The 19,817-nt window shown below is 52.1% G+C and carries 10 protein-coding genes; all 10 read right to left on the bottom strand.

Going from position 1 to position 19,817, the window contains the following annotated elements; translation table 11 throughout:
* Positions 1–226 precede the first annotated feature (226 nt).
* The 10 genes from HOV93_RS19020 to brxC all read right to left on the bottom strand — a co-directional run bounded on the left by HOV93_RS19020 (position 227) and on the right by brxC (position 19,808).
* Positions 227–3,766: a P-loop NTPase fold protein gene (locus HOV93_RS19020; RefSeq protein ID WP_235990681.1), complete on the bottom strand. Its 3,540-nt coding sequence runs from the start codon at positions 3,764–3,766 to the stop codon at positions 227–229.
* A 29-nt stretch (positions 3,767–3,795) separates the two neighbouring features.
* Complete coding sequence (gene brxL / locus HOV93_RS19015; protein ID WP_207398118.1) at positions 3,796–5,850, bottom strand: protease Lon-related BREX system protein BrxL; 2,055 nt, start codon at positions 5,848–5,850, stop codon at positions 3,796–3,798.
* Positions 5,834–8,449, bottom strand: coding sequence for a BREX-1 system phosphatase PglZ type A (pglZ, locus tag HOV93_RS19010; RefSeq protein WP_207398117.1), 2,616 nt, complete (start codon positions 8,447–8,449; stop codon positions 5,834–5,836). The genes brxL and pglZ overlap by 17 nt, the downstream gene beginning before the upstream one ends.
* Before the next feature lie 6 nt (positions 8,450–8,455).
* On the bottom strand, positions 8,456–9,064 hold the full coding sequence (locus HOV93_RS19005; protein WP_207398116.1) for a hypothetical protein: 609 nt from the start codon (positions 9,062–9,064) through the stop codon (positions 8,456–8,458).
* Positions 9,065–9,742 (bottom strand): hypothetical protein, encoded by a 678-nt coding sequence (locus HOV93_RS19000; protein WP_207398115.1) that lies wholly within the window; start codon positions 9,740–9,742, stop codon positions 9,065–9,067.
* 131 nt (positions 9,743–9,873) lie between these two features.
* Positions 9,874–10,026 carry a hypothetical protein gene (locus tag HOV93_RS18995; protein WP_207398114.1) on the bottom strand — a complete coding sequence of 51 codons (153 nt, stop codon included), beginning with the start codon at positions 10,024–10,026 and terminating at the stop codon, positions 9,874–9,876.
* Positions 10,027–10,842, bottom strand: a complete 816-nt coding sequence (locus tag HOV93_RS18990) for a hypothetical protein (RefSeq protein ID WP_207398113.1) — start codon at positions 10,840–10,842, stop codon at positions 10,027–10,029.
* A complete protein-coding gene (pglX, locus tag HOV93_RS18985; RefSeq protein WP_207398112.1) occupies positions 10,839–14,450 on the bottom strand; it encodes a BREX-1 system adenine-specific DNA-methyltransferase PglX in 3,612 nt (1,203 codons plus the stop codon). Before pglX ends, HOV93_RS18990 begins: the two co-directional genes overlap by 4 nt.
* 3 nt (positions 14,451–14,453) lie before the next feature.
* Positions 14,454–16,214: a DUF262 domain-containing protein gene (locus HOV93_RS18980; protein ID WP_207398111.1), complete on the bottom strand. Its 1,761-nt coding sequence runs from the start codon at positions 16,212–16,214 to the stop codon at positions 14,454–14,456.
* A 15-nt stretch (positions 16,215–16,229) separates the two neighbouring features.
* Positions 16,230–19,808, bottom strand: a complete 3,579-nt coding sequence (gene brxC, locus HOV93_RS18975) for a BREX system P-loop protein BrxC (protein ID WP_207398110.1) — start codon at positions 19,806–19,808, stop codon at positions 16,230–16,232.
* Between the last annotated feature and the right edge of the window lie 9 nt (positions 19,809–19,817).

Raw genomic sequence — 19,817 nt, 5'->3', positions numbered from 1 at the left:
TTGTCATCGACGAGGTTCGTGCTCGACCGCCTCTGCGTACTTGCTTTTCAATATGAAGACTTCGTGGGATGTAGGTCACTGATTCATTACCCCAACGCTCCTGCAATCGCCGTGAACTGGTCTAGGGCCTATTTCTTAGTTGTCCACAATTTCTAGGCCAGTACATCGGTGGCTGGCGAGTGATCGGAGTCTTCGACAAGAAAGGTTGAAATGCGGGAGTCGTCCGTCATTGCCCCTCTTTCTCCGCTTTGTCAATTCTTGCATCATCGTTACCATCACTGACGTTGATTTCAGCTTCGTCCGTGGCGGATTCGATTCCGAGTGTCGTTGCTATTCGCTTAATTATGGGCTGAGCCTCGTCTTCAACTGGTTCAGTCATGCAGTCCCTCAGCCTGTTCTCAAACGCCTTGACAGCCGTCTTATCCGAAACCTTGTCGAGGAGGTCTGGGTGGGCGTCGAGAATTTCATCCAACCAATTCAATCCAACAACATTTCGTTCACGAAGAATAGGCGAGAATAAGCGGAGTACGATCTGGTTATGGGCTACCAAGCTTTCGGCGTCGGAAATCTCATCGCCGTACAATTCGAAGAAGGATGCGGCTTGTGTTCCATCTTTCGTTGCCGCAGCATCAATCAGTCGGGTCCGCAGTTCTTTGCGAGTTGCTTCTTCACACAAACAGTCGAGCAGTTTCCTCCATGCCGCACGCAGATCATTCGGCGGTACGTCCTTCCCTGCCAATAGCGATTGAGCGTGAGTCGCCAAAGCATCTGAGAACCCTGTCTTCAATTCTGGCGATTTGCCTTGTTTGACGAGATGGAGTGCAAGGCGGCAGCAAGAGAAAAAACCAGCCAACTGTGCCGTCCAATCGTCTGACAATAAACGCTCTAAACCACTCTTGCACCATTGGGCGAACTCGGGAAGTTCCTCTTTTGCGCCCTCGATGACTGACAAGTACAACTCAAAATTGCTTGTGGAGAAACCGCCATCGGCATCCTGTATCGATTGGCAAAGTGATGTACTGTGCGCCAGTCTTCCAACGAGCGTTGTAAACCGACCTTCGTCCGACGAATCGTTCAGAGCCGAACGCAATTCTTTCCACGATTCCAAAATCAATGGTGGCGTAAAGACGTGTTCGGCTTCGTCCGCCTCCGCTACATCTCGTAGTCCTAGACAGATGAGCGAGTCGTATTTGGAGCGAACAGAGGCGATCCGCAAGAGAAGACTAATCTCTCCGAACTGGCGTAGGAGAGCCAGGAGGCGACTTGCCACATCTGCATCGTTGCTTGAAAGGATCGCATGCAGATTCTTGTGACCCTCGTCTGAATTCCCCGCTGTTCCCGGCTTCTTTGCGCCAGGTCGCTCCCGCAAGAACGCAAAGAGGGACGTTGCCTTTCCGTTGTGATGGCCTTCCGCATTTGCCCGATGAAAGTGATGCAAAGTGTGGCCGTTGTCAGCCAGTTGCTTCAACAAACTCGTCGCTTCTGCTGAGTTCAGACTTTTCAGAACGAATAATCCCCGAAAGAGGAGGCACGCTTCGTTCGGGTCTACGTTAGCACCAGCGTCGAGTCGTTGTCTGATTGCATTGACGACAGCATTCCACGACGACTTGATTGGAGACAACGACGTTACACGAATTGTTGTGATTTCTCTTTCCTTGAATTGACGAGCGCTAACCGTTGGTTCAATCACGCTGGATACAGCGGCAAAAGCCTCTTTGGGGCGAATAAACTTCCAATACTTGCCTTCCGTATCCGCCTTGGCTAGAAAGTCGCAGGCAGAAGGCCATGCCTCAGCCGTGATCGGTAGAGTGAGTGCCTGCGGGATCGCACTTTCATGGCCGAGCAAAGAAACTTCTCGCATGACGGTCAGCAGCGGCTCAATCACGGACTGCGGCTCTGAACTCGATTTGGCATCACCGCTGTATTGTTCGAGAGTTGCGGCAACGGCCTGCATAACGGATGCTGACAATTCGGGTGACTTGCCTAGATAACACAGCGCCGCCAATCCATTCGCCGTGGTAGAGTCGAAGGGCGACCATTGCTCGATCTTCTTGCCAGCACTCTTCAAGCCGTTCAGGATGCTGCTCGATTCAGGTCGTTGGTTGCCGTCGAGAATACCAGAGTGTTTGAGGCATGAAGCTGCCTTGGCAATAGTCTGTGCATCGGTATCACCCAACCTCGAAGTGGCGACGACTTCAAGCACTGCCCAGAATCCATCTGGGTTGCCCTCCTCTAATTCTTTTAGCTTTTCGGAGTCACCGTCTGCAAGAGACTGGTAGATCGGTTCCGCCAGCAGAAGCTCAATTCCTTTGCTTGCCTCCACGTTGAATGCAAGTCCTGCCAGATTACGCCGGAGACTTTCACCGAGAAAGGCAGAGTCTTGTTCGGATGGAAACGGCGACTCAGAATCACGAAGCCGCTCAATGATCGACTTGCTGGCCCGGCGATGCAGAACGTAGTAGGCGACATGTTCAATCGGGAAAGCGTGTTCCCACTGTCGGTGGATGGCCCCGATCTGGTTGACGTACAACTTCAACTCACGGGGAGTAGGTGGTTCGCCCGTCCTTGTTCGGCAGTGATCGAACACACGGTAAATCCAGTGACGGTCTTCCTGTCCGTGCTTTGGAAACGCCTCTTCGACCAAGCGATACACATAAGCCTTCCAATCGGATAGTACGGGCGGTGGAACATGGAACCGAACTTGGAAGCTCTTGTCCAGAAAGGAATCCGAAGCAGCACTCTCGTTTACACCAGCAAGTGCCGTGGTGTCGCTGTTCGATGAGCGGTTGTCCCAGAGCTTTCGCAATCCGCCCGGATCAAACGGAACAACTACCCAAAGTCGTCTGAACCACGCTTCATTTCTGTGGCTACGATCTTGAAGAAAGGTCTGCAACGTGGACCAGATTGCAAGGGCGCTCTCAGGATCAACACGATCCAGATTGTCCAGAACAAGCAAGCAGCGACGTTCGTCAGATGCACTCAGAGCTTCACGCATCAACTTCGTAAAGTAGTCCTCGAACTCAATCGACGTGGGATTTGGCGACTCCACCGTCTCGGTTCGAGTTTCGTTGATCGCCCGGCTGAACAAGAAGGCCCATTCGGAAGGCACTTCATCTGTCTCATTCTCCGAAACATCCTGAGTTTTCCCAGAGTCAGATTTCTTGTCTCCACGGGTGAAGGCGACTCTGAAGAAGTTTGCAAGCAAAACCCAGAAGGGCGACAACCCCAACGACAATCCGATGATGAAATACCAATTCGGAGAAAGGTCGGTGCCGAAAGTTACACCGGCCCGAAGTCCCGCTGCCAGAAATGCTGATCCGAGTGGAACGAGTAGGAGTGATATCGCCAATGCCACACCGAGGTTTGTCGGTTTGGGAGTAATTCTTGTTATGGTTTCCTTTCGACGATGAGCGATCTCTTCACGCCGTTTCTTCCACGTCGCATCATCGACCCATTTTGTGGCCCGAAGTTCCTGAATCAGAGTTTCGAGGTAAGTACGACGTAGGGGATCACCCTCATGCGCCCACGCATCGAATGATATTACTGTGTAGTTTGTGTTCTTCGAGAGACGTTTGACGAGGAATCCAACGACGGTTGACTTTCCTGCTCCCCATCCACCTTCGAGGCCAATGACTTTGCCACCTTTCTCTGAGGACTCGATCAATTCAGCGATTGCATCCGCTACTCGCTGATGAGGGCCAAACGCATCTTCATCGGCAGGCGTGTCTTCAATCAAAAATGTCGGGCATTTATCTTCTTCGGTCATCATTCGCCTCGTTAGGGCATCCGCCTTGTTCACTCCACCCCCAGCGCTTTGAACGCTGCGTCTCGTGGGTCTGAGTAGAAGCTGGTTTGGAACTTGGCGAACAGTTCGCCGGGAATCGTTGGAATGTCTCCCACACTCGCCATCGGGAGCAGGATGCGTTTCGCTCCCGCATCGTGAGCAACTTGGAGCGACTCAGCCAAGTTCTCGACCGGAATGATGCTTCCACCGAGGCTCATGCTGCCGAGGATCACTAACTGCGATTGGAGCGGTTTCCCCAAGACCGCCGAACAGAGCGCCACGAAGGTCGTGAGCGTCATGGCATTGTTCGGCCCGGTGTTGTGGAGTTCGATCACATGCAGGTGGTAGTCGTGATCGCCTGCTTTGGCCGAGGCGCTGACGTGGGTGGCGTTCGCCTTGAAGTAGTCGAACCCAACCTTGATCGCTTCCTTGGCTTTGGAGTTCGATCCCAAGCCCGAAGTCTTGAGCGATCCGTTGCCTGCGGTGACCTGTGTTTCGATACGGTACAGTCCCAGATGACCACCGTTCCCCGTGCCGACTGTGTGCAGCACGCCGGGGTTGAGTGGGCCATCGGGAATAATCGATCCACCGCCTTGTTCGGCTACGCTGATGAATTTCTCTTCGGATGTTTCTAAATCGATGTAGCTGAAGTGAACATCATAGAACTCCATGCCGCCGATCTTCTTCAACTGCTCCTTAACTCGGCGACGAACTTCGAGTGCATATTCAAGGCAACGACGGACAGCTTCCTTGTCGTACTCCTCGTTGGGGTACATGAGCTTCAGTAAACCCGAAACCGTGTGCTTCACGGCGATGGTGTCACGCTGGTTTAGGTCTCGCCCGAGCTTGAAGTACTTGTTGATAGCATCACCGAAGCTGCGTTTTCGCATCTCACGCACCCACTCGGCGAAGTAGTCCACGATCAGGCCGTACTGGTTCGTGAAGAACTCGGGCCGCATCTTGGGAATTTCCCAACCGGGGATGTACCCATGAAAGCGATCAAAGAAGGCCGAGTCAATCATTGTCTCAGGGAATGGTGCCAGCAGGTGGCTGGTCTTAACGAGCGTATCAACAGGCTGGTTGATATTACCGACGAAGACCATCGAGGCGTAAGCGTTGATCGAGTCACGGCCACGGGCAAATGAGCCACTGGCCATGTAGTCCTTCATGATCTGGACACCGTCTTTATCCTTGAAGGAAATGCCTGCCACCTCGTCGAAGGCGACAACATCCCACAGTCCGACTAGACCGACTTGACGCCGGGCCAAGTTGTAGAACAGGTTGGCTACAGTCGTCTGCCCACCAGAGACCAAGATGCTATTAGGACTGATCTCTTTATAGATATGGCTTTTGCCTGTACCCCTTGGGCCGAGTTCGCAGACGTTGAAGTTGTTCTCAATAAGGGGCACCATCCGACACAGCAGGTGCATCTTCACTCGTGCGTCAAAATGTGTCGGTTCGTAACCACAGGATCGAAGCAGTACATCGATCCATTGCTCCTCGGTGAAGTATCGTCGCCCCTTGAACAGTTCCTCCATATCCATGTTGGGCATTTGGATAGGTTTAAGTTCCTCGATGACGAAGGGCGATCCCTTTTGTCCCTCTTCGAAGTAGTACTGCATGGTGATAATGCACCAGATGCCACCGGCCAGCAGCTTCTCGTACTTCTTCACCGTGCCGGTCGGAATTTCGACGCCCTTCGTGCCGAGGTTCGACAACAGCGCTTCGTACACATCTCGCTTCTCGTTTAGCGTGACAGTTACCTTGTCGATGATCTTCAGGCTGCCACGCTCACGAATGGTGGACTTCACCTTCTCGGCTTCGTCGGGCCGAACGTAGTTGTCGGCCAGCACTTTCTTGACGGTGTCGAGACCGTTACTGATGACCTCGGGATCGTTTGAGGCGCAGTAGTTCCCGAGCAGATATTCGAGAACGTACACCGGGACGTTCGCCCCTTCCTTGACCAGTTTGGTCAAGTCTTTGCGGACAACCTTGCCTGCGAAATGCTCATTGAGCAATTCGTCGATCCCCGTATCGCTTTCATTGGTTTCAGAAGTCAAAGTCATCGGCAATCGCTCGATCTATGGTCACATCGTGACTCTGTAATTCGAAATCTGTACTGGAGTCCTTCACAAGCAACTTGTATTGCTTGTGCTTATCAAACGACTGGTCCTTTAGCGTCAACATTACGGACTGCTGTCGGTCTTCGAGGTTCGAGGAGGTGCTGGCGAAGGTCACAGTCTCGATGCTGGAGACCGGCTCGTCCCCATTGTATATTGCGATCTTCACCGTCATCGCCTTGGCACGCTCGCTGACGGGCTCCATCTGGATCAGCTTGAAGCGGTGAGTGTGAGTGGTGATCTTGTGGTTGCTGCCCAGCACCGAGAATGACACCTGCTTTGTCTTTGTTTTCTCAAGGGCCGTCTTGCTCTTTGCCTGTCGTACCGTGATGACCGGGACGACAATCTCCTGCGGCATAGCACCACCGTGGATGAAGCGAGCACCGCCGGTGAAATGGAAGCGGTTCGATCCTTTCGGAATCCAGAACTCCATCCCACCATCACATTTGGCAGTGATCTCGGTCTTCCCTCGCCATGCGTCTTCGTATTCTGGTAGATCGTAACCGATCAGGTATCGTTTCTTAGCTTTGACGGTGCCTGCTGGCTTTTCCGCCAGCTTACTCTTGTCCGTCTCACTGGGAGACGACTCGGTGAAGAGAAATCCGTGATCGGCGGTCACAACAATATACGTTCCGCTTAACGAATTGATGATGTAGCGAATAATGGCAGCCAGTTCACGGATGGTTTCCTGAGTCGCTTTAAAGGTGTCAGCCTCGGTAGCGGGATTCTCTCCTCGAGTGTCGATTTCATTGTGGTAGATATAGACAACTTTCTGCCCTTCGATAAACTCAAGCCCTTCCGGCTTATTCATGCTCGACAAAGCATCGGCTTGAATGACTGTACCGTTAACCTTCGAGAGAATCGTGTCCCGGTTTTCACTGCCAGATGTGGAGACCCCATCGGCAAGGACATCACCCTTGTCGGTGTATTGTAGCTTTTTGTGCGGCAAGATGCTGGCCATACCCAGAGCCGTGTACGAAGGCAACACCGAAAGCTGAGTCGAAAGTTCCGCTTGGAAGCGGTACTCGCCATTGAGAACCTTTGTCAATTCCGCTGCAGCTTCGTACCTGAACGCATCGCTGATAACGACGAACGATCTGCGATTTTCGGCCTCACGCTGACGTGATCCGATGTGCTTCTCGTAGAAACGGTACTGGTTTGGAATGCCGGGAATTTCCCACTTGTCCAGCAAGCCACCACCGACAAACTTTGCCCACTTCAGGGAAAGTTGAACCAAGTACCAGTTCTTATAGGCCGCTTCAACTTCCTTGCGGAGTGATTTGAGAATGTCCCACGCCTGCGACTCGGCCACGTCGGCGTTGTGGCAGAAGTGCCGATAAAGCTGATCGAACTTATAAAGTTCCTCTGTATAGAGCTTGTAGACCTCCTCAGCGGTATTGCCGTCGAAACCGTCAGAGTGCTTGTTCCTCAGATCAAAAAACTCCGCAGCCACGGCCACTGCTTCATAGGCAGCGTGGCGAGCCTTGCGTTGTTGTTCTGGTACGGAGAGCGAGGCGATCCAGTGTTCTTCCTGACGGCGACCGACGATCTCACGAAAAGCCTCGGCGTTGACGTGATCTTTCGTGGATGACAGGCGTTCCAAAAGTCCGAGCAGAATTACACGATCCACGTTGCGAAAGGCGACGGCGTCAACGAGCTTCTCAGGTTCTAGACCTTGTAGCTGCTCGTCAATGTTTGTATTTCCGCCGATTACGTCGGAGAGGACATTGTAACTGCTGGCTTGTTTGGCGCTGTCACGCCACTGTGCGAGGCAGACGACGGCGTTGTGCGTGCCACTACGGCTTAGTTGCAACTTTTGTATTGCTGGGGGAACGTGAATGCCGAGTTGATGGGCGAAGTCGGAGAGCATCAATCGCATCAGCAACTTCTGGAGCGTCGGAGTTTCATCGTCGTAGCCAAAGGCCGTCGAAACTAGCTTCCAGAATGAGCCGTCGAGGTCGAACTTCTCAATTTGTGTCCATGCTGGTGGAGGTGTCTCCAAGTCCAATTCGTCCTGCTCGGCCATGGACTGAAAGAGCGTGCGGACGATGTTAAACAGTTCCGGTTGATCCGATTTGGTGACAACAGCCAGCATCTTGCGATCCAAGTCCAACTCGTTGTCGTCGGCGTTGACGAGTTGCTTGAGCTTGCCGAGTCGTTCCTTGCTGTCAAAGAACTTGCGACGAAGCGTCAGGTGGCTACGCAGGTGCTGCCGGGCCAGTTTGAGTTCATCGAGAATGATCGATGAACGATCTGCTCGAAAGCTACGGCTGTAGAGGCGGATATCGAGCAGAATGTCATCCTCGAATTCCGGTTCTTCCTCGGGAGCGTAGAGCAGAAACTTGGAGTCCGGTTCATCACGCTCGATCCGCAGTTTAGTCTCGATGCCCCCAACCTGATCGAGCCGAACGAGGTTGACACTGTCGAGGTCGAGGTTCTCAACGACCCGGTCGAACTCCTGCTGCGGATCGTTCCAGAAGACGATCCGTGCCTGTTCTTCGTCGTAGATTTTGCTCAGGGCTTCGCTGAGTTGTTTGGTGTCCATATTTAACTACGCTCCCTGTGCCGAGGGCAGTGGAGGCACTTCAGCCTCTGGCTCATCAAGCCACCAAATTACAACCCTGCCGACGATTGTTAGGCAGTTCACCAGATTCGGAATGCGGGCCTGAAGAGTCGCCTCGGCGTCCATTCTCATCGGCTCAGGCATCGAATCCCACTTCTCCGCCTTGTCCACGTCTGTGTGGAATCTTCCACTGTACAGCCATAGTCGGAGTAATTCGTAATACGAGTTTCCTACTCCATCAATGTTGAAACCAATAGATGGAGGTGAGTTCATCAGTTTGTTCCATGCATTCTCTGCATGTGTGACCATATCCACCAGTTCGGTTCTATCGCACTCGTCCTTGACGATCTTACACACCTTATCAAAATTGACAGTTTTCTCTGTTGGAATCATGAACTGCCGGAGGGTGGTGAAGAACGCTATATACTCAGTTTCGTTGTATCCTCGGAAGTCACAGATTGTCCCGCCGCTTTTTCCAAACAGAGTCAGTGTATCAACTTTGATCTTCTCAATCGGCTCTATCACGATCTTGCTGTCGTGAAGCTTCTTCAGTTGGTTCAGGTACAACCGAAGCTTCTGTTCTTTTGTAGTGTCCATTCAGGTCATTGCTCCTTGCTTCCAAGATACATGAAGTTGTTGGGCCGCTTGGTCAACGATCACTGAGCCGTATTCAAGGTCAGGGAGTGCGGCGGGATGAAACTGGCGATTGGCGTTAGCGTTCAAGATGACGACGGGATCGATTCCCGGCATTCCAAAGGCGCACAGCATCGCTCCCGAGATTGGCTCTCGTGCTGGCGAAGGTTTCATGTCGTCGTCTGGTTTTAGAAAGATTGCCGGGTAAAAGTCAGTCGTAAGGTAAGTGTCGCTCGTTTCACCAGTCTTGATGTTGATGTCCCACGTCATTTTGGTCTCGCCAGTCAACAACATGTTGACGATGGGACGCTGGTTAAATTGCATCGCTACAAACCCGTGCCAAGTTCCCACCGCTACGAGCAGCGGTGCGTCGGCAGTCGTCGATTGTCGCACCTTATGGATACACTTGTTGAACACGGCAAGAGTGATGGGACGGAATCCCCCCAGATATGGCCTATCGTTTGGGATGCCGGTTGTCTTCTCTGCGGTCGCAATGCGAATGCACGCCACTTCCACATAGAAGTCGATGCCATTTCTCACGCATTTGAAGTCAGAGGCTTTCTGCCTCGTGTCGAGGTCTTCGTTTGGCTCGACGCTGACTCCGAAACCTTGTAGTCGTCGCCGCACAGAGGCTTCTGCCATGGCAGCTTCGTTGTCGGACTTGAAGAGTCGCTCCCAATTTGCCAAATATCTTCTATCAGAGTTCGCAAGCCAGTCTCGATGTTCGTCTGCAAGTGCCTGCATTGCATCATTCAATGGAAGCGTGAGTCCGCTCATGTCGTCACCACCACGTCTGGCTTCACTACTGCATTTAACTTCACTTCGGCCTGATGGGCCTTCGATGACGAATTATTCACAAAGATGATCCGAGTATGATCTTCGTCGTAGATTTTGGTCAGGGCTTCGTTGAGTTTATTAGTGTCCATCTATTCTTGCTCCTCTTTCGGCCATTGAACGTTCAGTGTGCCGTCCACGTCGTTGATCTGAACTTCACAAAATGGAACGTCGGGAAGCCATGACGGAGAGAACGGCTTTGAGGCGTTGGGGTGCAGTATGCCAACTCGCATGACAGGTTCAAAGCTCAACCCACATAGCAACAGACCTGAAATCGAGTTGCGAACCACTTTGATCTGATCCTCTTCACTGCGTTGGATGAATGCTGCTGCATCCAACTGACTTTCGTACCGAGGTTCTACGGAAGACTCCAACGTCTCCTTATCGATAAACACCGTCATCGTTGTCATTCCAGTAAGAAGCATCTCTGGATACGGTGGCATGAACGAAAGCATCGCAGCGCTGCCGTGCCATGTGCCAATGGCAAGCAACACGGGAGCAGGATGATTTCCGCTCTGTCGTGCTTTGCCGATACACTTTCGACGTATTGCGCCATTCAACGGTGTCGGATTCCGCATGAAAATCATTTGAAAGTCGTCAGCAATTCCTGTGATCTTCTCCGCTTTCTCAACAGGGATACAAGCAACTTCTACGAAGAATTTCTCACCGTTCGATAGGCAGGAAAAATCGACACGCTGCTGATTGCCATTTAGGTCTTCGTTTGGACTGACCACCACGTCGAAACTGGCAAGCATTCGACGTACCCCAGCTTCACACATCGCCGCTTCAGCGTCCGCCTTGAGCAGCTTCTCCCAATTTCTGGCATATTGCTCGTCGAAGCCCGATAACCACTCCCTGTGGCTTTCAATTAGCTCGCTAAAGAATGGGCGGGAGATGTCGATTGTCACGTCGTCACCTCCACGACAGGTGTCTTGCCGGTGATTGATTTCACTTCCGCCAGCAGATCGCCGAACTTGCCGTAGTTGACTTTCACGCCATCGTCGAGGTCGAGTTCGATGCGTTGGTCGGCGTAGTGGCGGAGCTTCTCGTCGAACTCTTGAAGCTCTTCACGCTGCTTGATGAGAGTGTCCCGTTCCTTCTCCAGCTTTTTGCGGTGGCTGGTGCTGTTGGCGGCGGGGATGTCATCTTCGAGTTGGTCGATGCGAGAGTTGATTTTGCCTTGGAGCTTCACGACGTACTCGGTGCGCATTCGTGAGAGCGTGCCAGCGTGGTAGCGGTGCAGGTAGACGAGGCACTGGAAGGCCCGCTGCTTGCCACTGGAGAAGAGCCAGTAGATGGGCCGCTTTTTGTACATCGACAAGTGATGCTTGTAGAAGCCTGTTGCGAAGTAGCGACGTATGCATTCTCGGGGTGTTTCGCTTTTCTTCATTCCAAGGTTCTCGGCGACGAAAGTCAGGTTTTCTTCGAGATGTTCCTCGGGCCAAGCCGCTTTGACGAATTGTTCGAACCGATTGGCCGCATCATCGGGAAACCATGCAATGTCGGTGAGCGGAACGATGCCGTCATCCTCAGCGGGGAACGTGTTGTACTTGGTGGAGTTAAACCCCTCGTTGCCGCTGCAAGCGTAAATCAAGCCCGGCTGGTCAAGGCTAAACCTTCCCATCATACAACCGATGGCATGGGAAATTAGGCGTTCACACTCTGCGTCTCGCTGTGGCAATTCGACCGCATTTGCCGACGTCAACTTGTCTGAATCGGGAACACGCTCGACGCCAAAAAGAGAATAGAAAAAGTCGTCAATATCCTTTTCCAACTTCGAAAGTCTTCGGACCTGCTCTTGCTGCTGGCGTTCCCAAACATAATACGATTCTTCTAGGCTGATAGCTGGCAAGCCGAGCAAAGGATGCTCGTCGTAATCCCAAGAGGTCTCCCTTGAGTCCCAATCGTGTCTCGCCAGTTCGATACACGTTCTCACCTTTTCAGCGGGAAACCCGGCATCACCAATGAACGGAAGCCTGTTCACATTGCCGATCTCAATCCCTAAATTCGGGCTTAGCAAGCCAAGAAAGACATCAGCCAGACTACTGTTAAGGAAGCCCAAAGTCGCTTCACGCTGTTTGGAGTTCCCAAAAACCCCCGGCCCCTTATGCCCTATGATAAAGCCTTTTGGAAACCACCGGAACGAAGAGCCTCTCCCCGCAATAAGCGACCATGTAATGCCTTCCTGAAAGTAGTAGTCCATATTCTGCGGCCGAGAGCGAAGTTTGCCGGTTTGGGGATGCCGGAAGTCACGAATTGCCTTTCCGTCATCTTTCCAATCGACGATGTACTCGTTGTTGCCGTACCATCGCCGCAACTCACCACCTTTGCAGAAGGGAAACCATCTCTTGCCAGATCGACTTGCTTCGTCCCGAGTGTCACAGTGAAATGCAATTTGAGTAAGCGGAACTTCATGCCAGAATCGCAGAAAGCGATCATCCTCGGCGGTAGCCAAACCTTGCTTAACATTGAGCACGTCACCAATGCGGTCGTTATTGGAAAAAGCAGATAGAAGTGATGGGGTGACCCAATATGCAAGTGGAATACCCGGAATCGTCGAGAAACCATCTTGCTCCGTGAGACGAAAACAATTGTCCCGGCGAAGCAGCGCATCTCGCTTCGCATCTTCACCACCATTAACGAGCCGAAAAAACGATGGGGTAAATTGCCCCATGTGATGATTTAGGCAACAGAAAGCTACGGTTTGCACTACCTCTCCTGAGATCGTCGCAAACGCCCCCGGCCCAAGATGTGCTACTGTGGTCAAAGTCTTGTTGCTAAGGATGTCTGAACGCAATGCCGAGAATGACGACAAAAACATCCAGCCTTGCATCGTAATCATTGCTGTAATGCCATTGCGCCGAGTGAATCCAATCGCTCGTTCAATAAACATCGAATATAGGTCGGATCGACTATCTGGAAAATGTTCGTCAGCAAAGTTCTTAAGCAATGCAAAGAAGCTTCCCATGTAGGGCGGATTCATTACAACCGCATCATGTCGTGCTGCAATGGAATGGGACTGCTGAACCAATGGTTTTAACGCCTTCGCTGCCGCCTGCTCGAACATCTCCCCATAAGCAGCCACGTCGTCTATTCGCTTGGCGATCGCAGACAACTTCTCGGACAGCGTATCTGGAATCTGGATCAAAGAGCCGAAAGTCTTTCCATGCTCAAAGAGTTGAATCAGATGAGCGACATCAGCCTGCGAGATGTCGCCTTTGACAGAAACGTTCTTGCGACTGAACAACGGTGACTTCTCGTCGGCGACCTCTTCGAATAACTTACCAGAGGGCGGTGGTTCGTCTATGAGTATAGGTTCATTCAGTGCGTCAGTGATGTCCTTCGCATTCAACCCTTTGCTTTCCTGAATCGACAGCACGTTTGGCTGAACCTCTCGTCCAAAGATGCCTCGGTCATCGGCACGAGCCTTCATCATCAAAGCAAAGGCTGCTAGCTGTGCAGCCCGGTCATCAATTTCTAACCCATAGAGGTTCTTGGTCAGAATCAACTTCGAAATGTCTCGGGGACGAAAACCTCGCTCGGTGTAGATCGCTTTGAACAGGTCGTAGGCTTCGACAAGGATGTGACCTGATCCACAGGCAGGATCGAGGAGCGTGAGTTCTTCCGGGTTGAGGCTGTCCGGCGTGATCTCATCGAGTTGCTGCTGGACTTCCGCTGTCTGCTCCGCTGGTTCGATGTAGAACTCCATCTGCTGCTTGAGCGGCGAGTCCGGGTAGGTGGTAACCCACTGCCGACCGAGGCTATTCTGTACGAGGTACTTGACGATCCAGTTCGGCGTGAACAACTGAGTGGCGGCGGGGATGTCTTCGCTCTTGACCACCTTACCGATCACCTCGCCCTTCTTCTCCGAGATGTAGAACTGGTACAGCCACCCGATGATCTCGACATTCTCCCATTGCTCCTCGGGAATGTCGTTCACCAGAGTCCGCACCAACGAGTCGGTGTGCAGCAGGTTGTCCGGCAGCAGAAGCTCAGTACCGTCCTTGATCGACTCAAAGAGGAAAGGCATCGCATTATGCAGAGCATTGCACTGGGCCAGCAGCAACATCTGGTAAAGCTGCTCGTCTTTTCCGCCATCGAGCTTCAAATCGACGACTTCATCCCGCTTCAGGCCGGAAAGCTCGATCCGCTCGGCATTCTCAAGAATCTCAGGCGTCGATTTGCCTTCGGGATGGCTCAGCACCCGGTAGCCGTGGTCGAGGTAGCCGTGAAGCTCCATGTACCGAATGGCGACAAAGCGGTTGAACCATGTGTAGGCGATGGCTTCAATGAACTGCCGGAAGCCCTCTTTGCGAATTCGCTCTTCGAGTTCCTTCCGCTGCTTCGCCACCGAGCGTGGGAATGGCCGATCCCCAATGATGACCACATCCCCATCTTCCTGCATCGGAAGAATTTCATCAGGCAGCAGACCATACACCGCCGCCTTGTTAGTAACAGCTTCTATAAAGTCTCGCCGAGCTTCTGGTGCGTACTTTTTGAGATGCTTCGTTTCCATGTTCTATTCCGCCTCTTCCTTGACAACCCCGAGCAAGTCCACGATCTTCTGCTTTAGCGCTGTCTGTCGTGCGTCGTAGAAGTTTCTGAATTCCAACATTGAGTCAGGCACGTCTCCCAAGACGTGATTGTCGCAGTAATTGGTTCGCTGCGAGTCCTTCATTGTGGCGTTCATCCATTTGGCAGGCATCTCGGCCTGCTTTTCGATGTTCTCGCCGCCCTCCAACAGTTGAAGATTGGGGAGGCTGTTGCACATCTCTTTCAATTCGTCCCATTCTTCTTTGGGAACTTCCGTCTTCTTTAATTTGGGTTTATTGAAGCGTGATTTAGGAAAGACATGATCAACGTGGAAATGATGATTCGTCACGTCCACAAATGGGAAGAGTAATGACAGCAGCGCAAACAATCGTTTGTCTCCATACTGCATCTCGACAAGTTCGTCGATTTCCTCGTCGGTGAACTGAAGCGACTTGCCCCGTTTGCCCATGACCTCTTGAAGCTTGCCGACAGGGAACTCCTCGTCACCATGAATCGAGATCGTTTCACGGAGGGCGGTGAGCAGCGTATCGAGGCCACTGCCCCAAATGCCGGAAGCCTTGAGCAGGCTACGGATTAGCCATTTGCGAATCGCCTGCCGATCTTCATTGTATTTACTTTTGGTAAGGTACTTGCTGTCGAGCTTACGGTGGCAGACGTAGTAAGCGATGGGGAGCAACGCACTGTCGGCACGGAGTGTCTTGTCATTGAAGCCAAAGCTCGCCAGCAGTTGGACGGCCACCTTGAGCGACTTCTTCACATCGGGCCATCGCTCTTCAAGAATCTCCATATTGTGACGGTTAAAATTCTCGACTTTGAAGCCAACACTTCCGATGTCGGCCAGCATCAATCCCGCTTTCAGCACAAGGTCTTTCGAGAAACCGAAGCCATCACCGGTGTCGTTCAACTCGTCGACAAGTGTGTGAATTTCTTTTCGGGCATCGTCTTTCCATTGGGCCACTGCAATCGACAACAATAAGTCCGAGTACGAAAGCACTGTGCCACCGCTATTCATCCGAATAAAGATATTGAGAACCTTCTCCAAGTCTTGGCTTGTTTCCTCGTAGTAGGAGAGAAGATTCTTGTTGTGAATAACTTGATAAAGTTGGTCGAGCGTGCCGAATGCCTGATTTGTCTTTTCCTGCGGCAGACGCTCGTTGAGCCAAGCGAGCATCGACGGCCCACTCTGCATCCCCAAGATTTCGCTTACTTTGAACCAGCATTCCTCGGGCTTTTCGGCATTCGCACGTTCCTCGGTGAGAAACTCGAAGCGATATTTCTCACCACCTTCATCACCGTCGCCATGCTCGGCGAGTAGATCGAGGTACAGATGACGAACGGGATAAGCATGGGGGTTGTTCTTCCACTTGCCGGGAAGCTTCCATGCCATCGATCCGCAGAGCCCAATGTTCAACGCCGTCAGCCGTTGCTGCCCATCGAGTACTGCCGTTAATTCGGTGTCGTGAAAGACAGAAAGCGGAGGACAGTGTGGAGCGTCTCTTTCATGGTAGTTACAGACAAAACTGTAGAACTTGTATTTACTGCTGTTGGACTTATCAACCTTCCAGTATAAGAAAGTGCCAAACGGATAGCCTTGCATCAGGCTGTCGAACAGGCGTGCAATCTGCTCGGGCTTCCACACAAATTCACGTTGAATCGCAGGCAGAACGAACTTGTTCTGCTGGATTGATTCCAGAGTCTCTCGTATTGTGCCACCGGGTTTGTACATGGTGTCAGTCGCTCGCTATCGTATTTCAATTCGTTCGTCGTTGTTGATTGCTGCTTCCAATTCCAGCCGCAGTGACTTCAAGAACTCCTCGATGTCATCCTGTGATTCCAAGTAGGTCTTGGTCGTCAATGCCTTCGGCTGGATCACCTTCGGCTTCTTGAACTTGGGCGTTGGCTCAGGATCGTCTTCATTCTTCTCCTCAGCCTTTTTGGCAAGGAAGTCGCCAATCTTGGTAATCGCCGAGTCCTTCATACTTACTGCATCAGTCTCGGCCTGAGTGATGTGTGCCAAGCTGGTTTGTCCGCTTACTTGGCTCTTGAGCGACTCCAGCGGCTTCAGGCAGAATGACGATAGTGTCGGATCGTCACCGACAGTCTTGAGTTCCTGCTTGACCGCATCGATCTGCAAATCAATTTGCTCCAGCGACGTGGCTCGCTGATCGCTGACCAGCTTTTCATTGACTTTCTGGATCGAGGTCACGAGCGGGTCAACTTCATGCACCATGCCGTAGGGTTCAGCCGCCGTGCGAATCACCTTAATACGATCCAGCGCCTTCTTAGCTTCTTCGTCCTGCTCCAATTGACGCTGATTGAGACTGAACTGTTGCTCGGCCTTGAGCATCTTGTCCCACGTCGGCTTTTGGCTTTCGTAGAAGTGTTCCAGATCGTGGAAGTCATCCGATAGCTGGAGCAGGTTGTCCTTGTTCTCGTTGAATCGCTCCAAAAACTTGTTGCTCTCGTCCACCATGAGAAGTGACTTTATGATCGAGAGCGAGTCGCCAATGGTCTCCTTGCCGGGGTATCGACCGTCTTGGGCAAGCTCGGCGTAGCGTCCCAGACACGACCGTTGATAATCCAGTTTCTTCCGCAGGAAGGCGTAGAGGCCATCTTCAGTTTCCGGCCCCATCTCGTGGAAGACATCCTTGCCGAGTTCCCGAGCCTTCTTCACATCTTCAACTTTAGCCGTAACTTTCTGAACAATGGTGATCTTTCGCCAGTTTTTGGTCTCCGACAGTGTAGAGGGCAGGTCGTCATGCTTGATGGCATCGCCGCCACGGACGAAGAGAATCTCGCCGGCTGCGTAGAGGCGTACAAGTAGGAGAGCCGTCTCTAATTCCGGCCAGCCATAGGGACGATCCGAGAATCGACCATAACACACGTCGTACATGACGATTTCTTTGTCACGACCCGAGGCCAGTTGGATATACCGCCGTACTTCCTCCAGAGCCTGTGGATTGTTTTCTGGCAAATCCATCTGAAGAGCCTGCTGAGCGGTGTCATCACTCTTCAGGATCGCCTGCATCTCCTTAACGGGGTTGTCGTTCAGATGCTTGAGGTAGCTGAGCTTGGTGAAGGTGTTCTCGATCAGGTATTCGAGGGCTTCCTCCATAGCGGTGAGCGGACCGTTGGCATTGATCTCTAGCTTCTCACCAGCAACGAAGTAGCTGGCATTGACGAGCATGTCACTCAGCATATTTGCCAACAGGTTGCGGCGTTGTTGGTTCTCCGCAGCCAAGTCCTTGTGAATGCGTCTGGTGGTCGGTGCGGATGTGCTATCGTCTTTAGTCTTTAAGTAGTTTCCCGTGCGGAGATAGGTCTTCAATTCCCGACCGAGAGCTTCTTTGTCGTCGAGTCGAACAATCGCTTTGCCACTGTCGCCGCTGCTAGAAAGGATGCACTTCTGATCGCTATACTGCCCATAGTCGTCATCCAGAGGACTGACGACCGCAAAGATCATCGCACCATCGGTGCTACGTCCGATGGGATGCTGATCACAGACTCGGTTGAACGGGATGTCTTTCTTCGTGGCCGAGTAGCGGTGTTTTTTTTGGTCCTTCAGGGCATCGAGGAAGATGATCTCGCCGAGAAGCTTCGCCTCGTCGGCGCTAGAGATAACTTCCTTCTTGATCTCTTGATTGATGTCCCGCTCTTCGTTGGTCAGAAAGTAGTACAGATCACCGCTACGGCTGACGAGTGAGTCTTTTTCCAACCGGGCAAGGCTCTCTTCGATCTTCTTCTTTAGAGCCAGTCTGTCAGCGTCAATTTCATCGAGGCACAGTGTAACGAGGTTATCGACGTTGCCCTTCATTTCATCGACGTAACGAATCAGGAATAGCACCTGCAACAAGCTGATGTCGAATGGCTCAAGGCTCTCGTTCTCCTTGGCATGATCGATGGTACGCTTCACCGTTGTGTCGAGGAAGCTCTCTATGGAAGGGTAGAACATGTATAGCGGCACAAGGACGCCCATGTCCTGATTGGCGACAGTCTTGGCAGCGTGTTGAAAGGCATCCAGCAGTGATCGTTCGCCCTGAGCCAAGTGCAAGCCGGTCGCACCAGCCTTGCGAATGGACTCGAAGATGCGTTGCAGTAATTTGAATTGGTAAGGGGCAAAAGGGTAGATGTTAATGAAGTCATCTGATTCCTTGAACTGCTTGTACGTCGTGCCGATTTCTCGGAACGAAAGCTGGTGCTTGAGGATGTCGCCCTTCTCGCTGTAGAGCTTCGCCAAGTCAGGGCGGACGGAATCATGCTTAAGAAGTAGACGCTCCTGAATCACCTCATCGACGTTCGCACTGGACAGGGAAAGTCGTGTCATGAACCGGCCCTGAATCTTGGAAAAGTCGTTCTCCCGGCTGGTTTTCATCTCACCGAGGACGGCGTCGATGTCTTCCTGAGAAGTGACAACAACCCACGCTCTACCATTGCACACCGTACCAAGCTGCTCCGTGATGGTTTGCAAATTGAGCATTAGGGCAGTTTCTGACCCGATGAACTGCCCTACTTCGTCCACAAGGAAGATGACCCGGTGGTTCGGGCCTTTTTTTTCGATGTATTCCTTGACCCATTTGGCGAGATTCTCGACGGTCAAGCTGAAGGTGCTATCTCCGGTATCCACCCATTTCTCGCATGATTCCCGACTTTGTCCCAGTGTCGTGGATAAAGCCTCGATCACCTCATCACGATTGAACTCATAGGCGTCTCGCTCATCCTTCCATTCGGTATTGGTGAGCATATTGTAGCTGTTCTGGAAATCATCGTATTTGCCTTTTTCATCGAGATAGCGCTCCATGTGGGCGATGTGAGCGTGATCCGGGCTATAGCCTAGCTTCTCGTTCAGCACCTTGAGGAACACAGCAAGGATAGCGTCTCGGCCAGAACTGCTATCGGCCTTACTATCGATGTTGAAAAGGATGACATCGGTGTCAGACGCAACCGCTCGCTTAATGTCGCCGAGAATCGTGGCGTCGGCAATCTTGTCGTCGAAGAAATCGACCGCCCTCTTAGTCTGGCCATTGTGGACATGCTCTTCGTTGTCAAGTAGGTGAGACAGAACTTTGATGAAGTGCGATTTACCAGAGCCAAAAAATCCCGAAACCCAAATACCGATCTTGCCCGAGATATTTGGATCATTCGGAGTATCGATGGCCTCGCAGTATCGCTCAAAGAACTTACGGAGATGACCGTCAAGTTCTTTGGTGACGACGAACTCGTCAAGTTCCTGCCAGACGGAGTCTTCGTCCATCTGGTCAGCTTTGACGACCCCGTTGATAGGGCGAGCGATATCTTTCTTGAAGAGGTCACTGATTTTCATGGTGGTATT

The sequence above is a fragment of the Bremerella alba genome (assembly GCF_013618625.1).
Lineage (GTDB): Bacteria > Planctomycetota > Planctomycetia > Pirellulales > Pirellulaceae > Bremerella > Bremerella alba.
The sequence above is the reverse complement of the archived record's forward strand: the minus strand, read 5'-3'. Positions and strand labels throughout refer to the sequence as shown.